Origin of the sequence: Cryobacterium sp. MDB2-A-1, assembly GCF_004402675.1 — a bacterium.
Classification (GTDB): domain Bacteria; phylum Actinomycetota; class Actinomycetes; order Actinomycetales; family Microbacteriaceae; genus Cryobacterium; species Cryobacterium glucosi.
The window spans coordinates 1-10,500 of the sequence record NZ_SOFK01000015.1; the positions used below are offsets into that span (position 1 = coordinate 1).

The window sequence follows — 10,500 nt, forward strand, 5'->3', positions numbered from 1 at the left end:
CCGCAAAGTGCTCGGCTGGAAGACTCCGGCCGAAGTGTTCAGCCAACAACTACAGTTACTCAAACAGCCCGGTGTTGCAACGACCGGTTGAACTCGCCCTGTGATCGGGCGGGAGGCTTGCTGTCGACATCGATCACAGATCCTGAACCCGCTGCACGATCGGCTGTTTGGATCCCCGTGATGACCTCGAGGTGCGGATCGGCGCGGGTGATGCGGCCATAATGCACGTCATCGCCCAGGATTCCTCCGCCGAGCGAGGACGTACGGAGTGATGACCGTGTGGGATCCCAGCAAGGGAATCTCAACCGATTCGACGTGCGGTGTCCTTGCGAACTTCTATGGGAACGCGAGCAGGACAACGAAGAAGACCGTTCCAGCGACGATGCAGTAAATCGCGAACGGGGTAAGTGTCCTGGTCTCGAAGAAGCGCAGCAGGAACTTCGTGGCTAACCATGCGGCAACGGCCGAGCAGAGTGCACCGACGAGGAACGCACCGCTCTGATCGGCCATCTGTGGGCTGAACAGTCCCGGGAGTTTCAGTGCAGCCGCGGCGCCGATGATGGGTGTGGCTAGTAGGAAACTGAATCGGGCAGCGGTTTCGTGGTTGAGTCCGGAGAGGAGCCCACCGACCATGGTTGATCCTGATCGGGATATTCCCGGTAGCAGGGCGGCCGTCTGCGCGACGCCGATTCCGAACGCCTGTTTCCAGGTGAGCTTGGCGATCGTCGCGTCGGACCTCTCGGTCTCGGACATTTGCGTGTTGGCCGAGCGCCCGGGAATGGGGCGTCCGCTCGAAACAGCATCAACGCTCACCCCAGCGGTCTGAGCCCGGTTCGGATGCCGTCGGAGGCGTTCTGCGGTAAGAAGAATGAGACCGTTGATCACAAGGAATGCGGCAGCGATCAGTGGGGATGCGAAAAGGGACCGGAGGGGCTTCTCCAAGAGCAAGCCCACGATGCCCGCGGGGATTGTTGCGGCGATGAGCAGCCAGGCCAGTTTCGCGTAGATGTCATCGGGGCCGATTTTACGATCCCGGATGGAACGTCCGAACCCGCGGAAAACCCGAATCCAGTCCTTAATGAAGAAGAGGAAGAGAACGATAGCGGTAGCCAAATGGGTGGCAACGAGAAGCCCCAGGAACGCGGCGCTGCTCTGGTCGATGTTCCAGCCGAACAATGTGGGCAGGATGACACTGTGGCCAAGGCTGGAAATGGGGAACAATTCTGTGATCCCTTGGAGAAATCCCAGAATCGCCGCTTGAATCAAAGTGATCATATGAACAGGCTAAAGGTTCCGGTCACCTGCGCCCGCGTGCGCCGCCCGTGATGACGTCCAGTGTTCATCAATGTGACCGAAATCCAACGACTGGGACGGTCTGGCTAGGCAGGTCCCGATCTGGTCGGTACCCGGGCTACCTCGATTCCCTACCTCGGTGGATCCACAATCGGTGGCGGGGCATCCGTACCGAGGGCTCGTTTTCGGTTCTCTTGACTGAGGTCGGTGAGGGCCTCCAATTCGTCGTCCGACGCACCTTCCAACGCGATGAGTCGGTCGTCGGCAGTTGGCTGGGCTCGGAGTAACTCGTCGAGCTTGCGCTGGGTGACCGCTTGTTGTCGTGCTTGCGTATGTTGGATTGCGAAGACCATCACGACTGTCACAGATGAACTCGCAATGTAGAGGACGTTCTCCCACCAGGGAGGAAATCCCGCCGCTATCCCGACCGCGATCCACACTACGAGCGCACTTCCGGCAACCAATCCCGCTGCGGCGTGTTCGCTCACTGTGCCGATATGGTGCAGGACCCTGCTGCTCCACCGTTTGTCGGGCGCGCTCGTCCAGTCGTTCCGCGTCATTTCGCGAGATCGATCCAGCCGTTTCTGGTGGTCCGCGTTGATCGATTCGTAGCTGTTAGCCGCATTCTGCACGCTCGAAAGACTAGGCGTTGTTCCCGTCAAACAGATGTTCTCGTGGACGCGACGCACACACCCGGTGGAGGGGGCACTGTTTCAGCTGGTCGAAAGTGTTTACGCATCCGTGCGTGTTTGATCCGGCGACGATCCCGCCCGTCAATTCGCCGAGTCGTGGCCGTGACCCGTTCGGTGGACGGTTTATCGAGGCCACAATGGCGGAGGATTTCACAGCGTCGACACCGTGGGCCGACCAAGAATCGTTTCCGTACTGTGTCCACTTCAATCAGCGTGCCGTGTTGCGACGAGAGCGAGCGGGACGAGTTATAGGTGCTCGGCGTTCGGCTTTCCGGTTAGGGGCGTAGGCGACGGCGACGGCTCGCTGTGTGCGAAGGAGAGCACGATTCCGATTGCTATGAGGGTGGTGAGGAGGGCGGTGCCTCCAGCAGAAATCAGGGGGAGTGGCACGCCGAGGACAGGGATGAATCCGAGGACGACGCCCATGTTGACGAGTGCTTGACCGATGATCCAGACCATGACGGCCGCGGTGCTGACTTTGGCTTGAGGGCTGGTGGTGGCGTTCATGATGCGGAGGAAGGCGATGGCCAGCAGGACGAAAAGGGCGAGCACTACGATTGCGCCGACGAGACCGAGTTCCTCGCCGATGATCGCGAAGATGTAGTCGTTGTCCGCGGCTGGAAGCCAGGACCATTTCGCTTTGGAGTTTCCGAGTCCAACGCCGAAGATACCGCCCGACGCGAGGGCCCACGTGCCGTGCAAGGGTTGCCAGCATGCGGCGGAAATCGTGCCGGTTGAGCCGTCGCAGCCGGTGCCGAAGAAGCTCAGTATCCGGGCCATCCGGTTTCCGCTGGCCATCGCCGCAGCCAGGGCGCCCAGGGCGCCGATGCCCAAGGGGATGGCGAGCATGCGTAGTCGTACGCCGGCGAAGAAGAGGGAGCCAAAGAGGATGCCGGCGAGGATTACTGTTGTCCCAAGATCGCCGCGGATCATGACGAGCATGACGGCAGTGCCGCCGATGCCGAAAACGGGCACGAGGACGTGGCGCCAGTCGTCGAGGTGATCTTTCTTCTGTGCCAGAAGCATGCCCAGCCAGATGACGAGGGCGACTTTGATGGCTTCAGATGGCTGGAATTGGAAACTGCCAATGGATAGCCAGTTGGTGTTTCCGGCCACGGTCACACCTAGCGGGGTGAAGACGAGCAACTGAACGAGGCAAGTAGCGATGAGCGTCGGCCAAGCGATACGTTGCCAGAACTTCAACGGCATCCGGCTGAGCACGAGCATCAATGGGACGCCGACCAGGGCGATGGCACCTTGATGAAGCACAACGCCGAAGAAACCCTCGTGAGCAACAAAAGAATCTACTGATGACGAAGACAGGACCATGATCAAGCCCAAGATGACCAAGAACAGCGTCGTTCCCAGGAGTAGAAAATAGTTCGGGGATTCTGAGCGGATCAAACGGCCCACGCTAATGCGCGTTGACTGTGACGGTCTATTTGAGGGAACCGTGTGGTCGGTCTTTGAACGTGGCGCACGGGTCGGGTTGCGCGGACTCGTCACGAACCAAGCCCCTTCTCAGGAGACGCCGCGGAGGTGGATTTTATTGTGGATTGACCACAATTGCTCGGTACTTCACATACGGTCATCTGCGGGGAGTGTCCTGCCGGGTGTGGGATCGGATCAGAGTGCGCGGCAATGGGCTGGGGCGCCACCACGACACTACTGAGGGAATCCCGAACCGCTAGTTCATCCCACACGTGTCGCGTCGGGTCGCATGTCTCTCCCAGATTGTGCCTGCTCGGAAATCGTTGCTGGAAAAGCCTCGTCGACGTTGAGCGCTACCAACAAGGGGCCGGGGAGGTGCGCAGGCTGCCTGTATCGCCGGCTTGGACAAGACAGTTCACGGCGTTGGCGGTCGTTTCTTTCGATTCGTCGACTTGACAATGCACTGCAGAGCGGAATGAACAAGCTACTCGCAGCGAGGCGAAAGTCTTTCGTGGTGTTGCCGCTCGCGATTGCCCACGCGCGGCGATTCCCATCTTTTGGAGTAGGGATTCTCCCCTGGAAGCGTTTCGTTTCCGCACTGGGTGCCACCTGAGTGGCGCTCGCAAATGAATCCAGGATGATGTTCGCGCCGGGTGCCAGGGTTCATAGCTCTTGCATATGAGCAGTTCTGAGAACTGTCAGATGTCGGTCGTAGCCTCGGCACTATCGAACGAGAGGAATCAAGATGATCACGGGACGATTGGAAACGCGCACGAGTGAAGATCTCAACGTCAAAGCGCTCTCAGGCTGCGAGTGGCGCGTCACGGATCGGCGCATCGCACGCGACAATGCGCTTTCACTGGTCGGGTTCATTTCGAAAGCCGAGGGTAGCTACGAGGTGATGGAGTTTGTGGATCCGGTCGAGCATTTTGTCTTCCCGAATTGGGACGATGCGGTTGCGCATTTTGTGACGGCCGTGCTCGACGATCACAACAGTGAGTTGAGTTGAACGGCATCAACGGTCTTGTTCGCGGGGATCAGGCCTGTGACCGGCCCCGACCGATCCCTGTCTTCTGCGTCGATTAGGCAGATGCTGCACCGTCGGAGGAGTGAAATACCATTGCCTGGGAGTTGCGCAGCGGCCATGTGTCTTCAGTGAGATATTGACCGCTGGCGCCCGCCACGCGTGCTTTGGAATAGGCCACCGGCTACCGGAGCACAATGGTGCCCTGACGGCGCGCCCGGCCACTGCGCAAGAGCGTCATTCTTTTCCCAAGCGCGGATACTTGTAACGGAGCTCCAGACTCTGACTCGAATAGGCAGGGTCGATGTTGTTGAAGAGAAACTCGTTTGCGTTGCCGGGCCCGGGCTCCGGCCTCGTACAAGCGGACGGGCGATTTTCGGCTGCTTCAGGTGTCCTTTGAGGATTCTTTCGCAGTCGGTGCGAGGTCGTGTTTGGGCACCGCGCGGTAGCTGGTTCCATCTGGTCGGCTGTTGTGGCTTTCGCCCAGCCACGTCCCGGGCAGAACGCGCCCGTCCTCCGTGCGGGGGTCCACGATCACGGCGGGTAGTTGGCCGTACTGATTAATGTCGACACGAACTCGCGTCTGTGTCCCGTCGGGCAGATGCAGGCTGACGGCCATTGATGGCAGTTGTGGACTCCTTGCTGAACACGCAGTGAAACAACGCTAACCCTGGTCCGGCGATGAGCGTCATTCCCCGTTTGGTGAGCGTGGCGGGCTTCCTGTGAGATTGCGCTGGTCGAGGAGCACTTTCACAGGAATCTCCGGTCACTGCTGGCATACAGTTCGGTCGAAACGACTGTTCGTGGATGTTCCGGTTGGTTCGACCGGGCGGAAGAGGGTTACCGTGACGCACGCTGGGCCCTTGCGTGGGCGTGACCGGAATGCCGGTCAGCCGATCCGGCATGGACGGTTGGCGCCTCGGGGGCCGTGGCGGACGGTCACGAAGACCTTGGGCATCACCCTCGCGGTGCTCCTGGTTAGTGGGAGCTCCCTTGCGGCGATTGCCGCGTGGGATGTTGCCAGCAGCGTCAAGCCCGGTGTTCATTTGGCCCACCTTGATCAGACGCCCGGCGACACGGCGGCTCCTGCCCCGGCCGCGGACGTGAGCGCGATCACCGGCGGGGTAAACCTGCTATTGACGGGCACGGACACCCGGACCGGCCAGGGCGGGGCCTATGGGACGGCCGCAGAGCTCGCGGGTAGTTCTGGCGCGGGTAACAACGACGTGACCATGCTGCTGCACATTGCGCAGAATCATCAGAGCGTCAGTGTGATCAGTTTCCCCCGGGACCTGATGCTTGCCGTTCCCGCGTGTCCTCAGGCCGATGGCGGGACCGCGTCGCCTTCCAGCCGGGTGATGCTGAATACGACCCTATCTCGCGGTGGCCTGTCGTGCGTTGTGTTGACGATCGAGAAGCTCACCGGCGTCCAGATTCCCTACGCCGCGGAGATTAGCTTCGACGGGGTGACTGCCATGTCGAACGCTGTCGGCGGGGTCACCGTCTGCCTGGCCTCGGCGGTCAACGATCTGTACACGACGCCTCCGTTGCATTTGGCGGCGGGACAGCAAACCCTCGTCGGCGCCGACGCGCTCTCGTTCCTGCGGAGCAGGCACGGTATCGGTGATGGCAGTGACCTNTCGTCGGCGCCGACGCGCTCTCGTTCCTGCGGAGCAGGCACGGTATCGGTGATGGCAGTGACCTAGGGCGGATCAGTAACCAGCAACTCTTCATGGCTGCTCTGGCCCGGAAGGTCCAAAGCGGCGGCGTCCTCGGAAACCCGATCGCGTTGTTCTCCCTGGCCAAAGCGGCAACGGGCAACATGGTTCTCTCGGATACGCTGACGAATCCGACGACCTTGGTCCAGATCGCTCTCGCTATCAAGGACACAGGGCTGGCGAACATGGTCTTTGTCCAGTACCCCACCGTCACTGACCCGGCCGAGCCAGGACGGGTGATCGCCCAGTCCAGTGCCGCCACAGTCTTGAACACGGCTTTGGTCGCGGATAAACCATTGCAGCTCTCTGGGGCCCCAGGCCGGGCGGCCGTGCTCCCGAGTGGCGCCCCGGTGGCCCCTGTTCCCACGCCAGCCGCGACCGTGAAACCTAGTTCCACATCCACACCGGCTCCAACGCCGACGGCGACCCCCGGGGCCGCTCCCGCTGGGGCCAATGCCGTGCTCCCGTCCAGCGTCACCGGTCAGACCGCTGATCAGCAAACCTGTACGAAGGGCAACTAGATCCACAGCCAGGAGAACCGTACAACTCCCATCTCGAACCGCACCGATTAGCCCGTCACTCCGGGTGCACCGTGCGTTGGTAGCGACGTGCTTGCGGCGCTCCGGAGATGAGTGATCGCCTGCCGGGTTGCCCGATTCCTGCCCAACGTTGCTGAGGTCCAGGGGCATTGTGCAAGACTGGCCGGCGAACAAACGAGAGGGGCATCATGTGAACGACGCACACGTCAATGCGGACGAGAACGAGTCGCGTGGCCTGAGACGGCCGCCCGGGGATTGGACGAACACTCCGGGCCGTAAGTCCGGGTTCTGGTTGACGCTTGCCAGCATCTTGTTCGCAGTTGTGTTCCCGTTTGCCGCATTCATCGCCACGGTAGTGGGGCTCGGGCTCTCGGTCCGGGCTTACCGTTTAATCCCGGTAGGTGCTCCTGGTCGCGGTTTGACAGTGGCAACGATAGTGCTGGCAATAGCAACGATTATCGCGGTGGCGATGAGGGAACTGAGTTCAACACCATTCCTCACCTAGTCGCACGGAAACCTGCGCCAGTACAGCAAACGGGGCGTCGGCACTTCGAAGAGTCGTTTCACCGGTGACGACGTCGACGTGATTGGGGATCGCTTACACTCTCGACTGTGACTGAAACGTCGACGCCCAGGGTGAGGCACGAGCACCGCTGGCCGGTCCTGGCCGCAATCATCCTGAGCCTGGTTCTGTATCTGCTCATTCCCGAGAAGGTGCAGATTCTGCCACGGTGGGTGATTCCGTTGTTGGGTTTGCTTCTGCTGATCCCGTTGACGATCTTCAACCNGTGATTCCGTTGTTGGGTTTGCTTCTGCTGATCCCGTTGACGATCTTCAACCCACGCCGACTATCGCGGGAGACCACATGGTCCCGGTGGTTATCCATTGGGCTCGCCTCATTGCTGACCCTGGCCAATCAAGTCACCGTTGTCTTCACGGTCCGACAGCTTCTCTATGGGGGAGTGAACGGTCCGGATGTCCTCCTCACCGCGCTGCAGGTCTGGGTTACGAACGTGATTGCATTCTCGTTGGTGTATTGGGAGCTGGACCGGTCAGGTCCAGTTGCGCGTCGCGACGCAGCCCAGTGGGCGACGGCGACTGTGGACTTCCGTTTCCCACAACATGACGGGGCGCCAGGGGGCGAGAACTGGCGGCCAAGCTACTTGGACTACGCCTACATCTCGTTGACAAACATGATGGCGTTCAGCCCCACGGACGTTATGCCACTCACGCACCGAGCAAAAATGCTGATGGCGTACCAGGCACTGACCGGCTTCATTCTGCTCGCCCTGGTCATTTCCCGCGCGGTGAACATCCTCAACTGACCCCGGAAGCCACTAACTCGAGCAAATAGGGCCAGACACGCACCGCAAAATCGAACGGGTCCCGGAGACCATCCAGGAGTTTCTGACGGGTCTCGCAAACGCAGCATCGCGATACCGGAGTGCCCCATCCACTGTTTCAAGGCCTGGGGACGATCGAGCGGTTGAAGTTTGGAGCGTTTGAAGTAGTGCCTTTGTCCGCGGACGGGGCTTGGTGAGGACCAGTGATGCCAGCGGCATGATCCGAGAAGGTTCTGTCGCGTTGCCCACCCGAGGATTTGGGACTAGTGCTCAGTACCAACCCCAATAGGGTACCAACGCTTGCGAAATTTGAACTCTCGACGAAGCGGTCGTAAGACCCAATAGGTAGGTGCCCTCAGAGCCGGAGATGCTACGTCGGGTCGGAGTGATGGGATCCGCCTCCTCTCAGGTGTCCACTGATCAGGGCTGGCCGGATAGCGGCGTGCGGGACTATGGCTGCGGTGATGCGTTCGGAAATCCGAGGCGTGGGGCGAGAACATCGAACGCCTTCGTGAGTCCTCCGAGGAGCGCTCCGACGCTGTGGCCTTCGCCGGGAACTTCGTAGTAGCTGGTCACCATGCCGGCATCCAGGGCCACGGCACTCAACGCCTTCTGGGGTGGACCGATCACGGAGTCATCCGCCCCGACGGTGAACACGGCCTCGGTATCGGGGTAGTGCGTGGACGACATCACGGTCGCTGGTTTTGTCGCGTCGTAGGCGGCTTGGTCTCCGCCGAAGACGTCGGCGAGAACCGTGGGCTCAGATTCCGTGCCTGCGAAGGTCGTCCCGGACGCGCTGATCACGTTTCCCCAGACGTCCGGGAACTTGGTAGCAAGGGAAATGGCGCATTGGCCACCGTTTGAGAACCCCGCAATTGTCCAATCGACGCGATCAGTTTCAATGTGCAGGTTCGCGCGTGCCCAGTTGACGACATCCTGCTCAATGTAGGTCTGCACATTCCCGTGCGCCGGAGTGTCCAGGCAGAGTGAATCGACACTCGGATCACCGAGTTGGTCCGCAACCACGACAATGGGGGCCTGACCGTCATGGGTGAGGGCGAACGTGTCGAGGACTGAAGCGATGTAGGACGCGTCCGGGTTCCCGGGTTGGCCCATCATCATGAGCACGAAGGGGAGTGCCGGAACGTCGGTGGCCACGGCGGCCGGAGGGAGGTATACCTCGGCATCCCTGGCGGTGAAATTGGATGCGGTTGCCGGAATATGCACCGTCTCAATAGTGCCCGTGATGGCGAGGGCCGACGCCGGCCGGGGCGTGTCCGATGGGGACTGAGAGGTCTGACTGGCAGCGGAAGCCGGGTGGACGACAAGGAACCCGCCTGCGGCTCCCAGGACGAGGAGAGTGACACCCGCGATGAGGGTCTTGCTGCGCCCTGAATTCATTCTCACAGGTTGTGTCTCGGTTCTATCAGTTGACTACGGAACGCCCAGGCATCGACCGCTGGTCGATTCCAGTCGGAGGGCGATCGAGTCGGGGCCGAACGAGAATGCAGGGCTTCCGATGCGGGCGCTGCATCCGTAGAACGCGGAAGGGCAAGTTATTGTGAACCGGCAGCGCGACGGCAGAAGTGGCCGGCGCGCTGCCGGGCCGGTGCTATTTGAGTGCGGAGCGGATGGTCTTGGCGTCGGTCCGTGCCTGTTTGAGTGCTGCGCGCGCGGTGGTCGCAGATGCCTTGAAGGGTTTCATGACGTCGTGGTTACCATCGTACTGTTCGGGTGTGGCGGCGAGTGAACCGGCGGCCAGTCCGGCCACAGCGCTGCCGGCGTTACCGATCTGGGCAGTCATGTCTGTCAGGCTGGCCTGCAACGCCGCGGTGGACTTAGAGGAGTCCTTTCCTGATAGCAGGCCCGAGAGCCGGGTCTGTTCGGCGGTGAGCTGCGCTGCCGTCTTCGAGGTGACAGTGTTTGCAAGTGCCGTGTACGCGGCTTGGGGAAGGGAGACCGAGTAGACGCGGTAGGTGGTGAAGATGGTGGCGTAGTCGGTTTTGGCCTGTGCCAGGTCGGTGTCAGCAGCGATTTTCGTCGCGAGGGTGTTCATGCCGGCGAGGTCGTTGTTGAGGTTGCCCAGGAGGGCAGTCTTGTCGGGGCCACTGAGAAAGGTGTTGGCGGTGATCTTTGTGATCGCGGTGTTCAAGGACGTGATCCGTTTCGCGGTCGCGGTGGCGGCTGATTCCTGCACGTTGGTGAGCGTGGGTGGCGTTTTCGTGGGCGTTGCCGTGGAGGTGGGCGACGGGCTGGGTGTCGCGTCGGCGAATGCGGGTGCGCTGCCTAGGGCAGCGAATGCGGTGATGGCAACGACACCAAGGATGCTGGATCGTGTAATAGGTCGGTTCATGGAATGGACTCCCAATTCGGTCATGGATGTCGAAGAGAATCCGACGTGGTCCACACTGCCCGCGTCCTGTTCGAGAAGTGTGAGATCAATGTTCGGGTTCGGTAAGG

9 protein-coding genes are annotated in these 10,500 nt (G+C 60.9%); 4 read left to right on the top strand and 5 right to left on the bottom strand.

The genetic code is table 11. The features are described 5' to 3' along the window. Positions 1-336: 336 nt before the first annotated feature. The 3 genes from E3O39_RS03310 to ftsW all read right to left on the bottom strand — a co-directional run bounded on the left by E3O39_RS03310 (position 337) and on the right by ftsW (position 3,398). Complete coding sequence (locus E3O39_RS03310) at positions 337-1,275, bottom strand: undecaprenyl-diphosphate phosphatase (protein WP_134446414.1); 939 nt, start codon at positions 1,273-1,275, stop codon at positions 337-339. A 149-nt stretch (positions 1,276-1,424) separates the two neighbouring features. Continuing rightward, positions 1,425-1,925, bottom strand: a complete 501-nt coding sequence (locus E3O39_RS03315; RefSeq protein WP_134446415.1) for a low affinity iron permease family protein — start codon at positions 1,923-1,925, stop codon at positions 1,425-1,427. Between the two features lie 306 nt (positions 1,926-2,231). Then, entirely contained in the window at positions 2,232-3,398 is a 1,167-nt protein-coding gene (gene ftsW / locus E3O39_RS03320) for a putative lipid II flippase FtsW (RefSeq protein WP_241984926.1), read from the bottom strand. A gap of 763 nt (positions 3,399-4,161) precedes the next feature. Here ftsW and E3O39_RS03325 point away from each other — a divergent pair. The 4 genes from E3O39_RS03325 to E3O39_RS03340 all read left to right on the top strand — a co-directional run bounded on the left by E3O39_RS03325 (position 4,162) and on the right by E3O39_RS03340 (position 8,022). Continuing rightward, positions 4,162-4,425, top strand: a complete 264-nt coding sequence (locus E3O39_RS03325) for a hypothetical protein (protein ID WP_134446417.1) — start codon at positions 4,162-4,164, stop codon at positions 4,423-4,425. Between the two features lie 965 nt (positions 4,426-5,390). Then, complete coding sequence (locus E3O39_RS19660) at positions 5,391-6,146, top strand: LCP family protein (protein WP_255454438.1); 756 nt, start codon at positions 5,391-5,393, stop codon at positions 6,144-6,146. Continuing rightward, positions 6,125-6,679 (top strand): hypothetical protein, encoded by a 555-nt coding sequence (locus tag E3O39_RS19665; RefSeq protein WP_255454439.1) that lies wholly within the window; start codon positions 6,125-6,127, stop codon positions 6,677-6,679. The genes E3O39_RS19660 and E3O39_RS19665 overlap by 22 nt, the downstream gene beginning before the upstream one ends. An 806-nt stretch (positions 6,680-7,485) precedes the next feature. Beyond that, positions 7,486-8,022: a DUF1345 domain-containing protein gene (locus tag E3O39_RS03340; RefSeq protein WP_241984961.1), complete on the top strand. Its 537-nt coding sequence runs from the start codon at positions 7,486-7,488 to the stop codon at positions 8,020-8,022. A 468-nt stretch (positions 8,023-8,490) separates the two neighbouring features. On the opposite strand, the gene E3O39_RS03345 is transcribed toward E3O39_RS03340, so the two are convergent. After that, a complete protein-coding gene (locus tag E3O39_RS03345; protein ID WP_134542309.1) occupies positions 8,491-9,441 on the bottom strand; it encodes an esterase family protein in 951 nt (316 codons plus the stop codon). Between the two features lie 211 nt (positions 9,442-9,652). After that, a partial coding sequence (locus E3O39_RS03350) for a hypothetical protein (RefSeq protein WP_370294608.1) occupies positions 9,653-10,500 on the bottom strand: 848 nt, incomplete at its 5' end.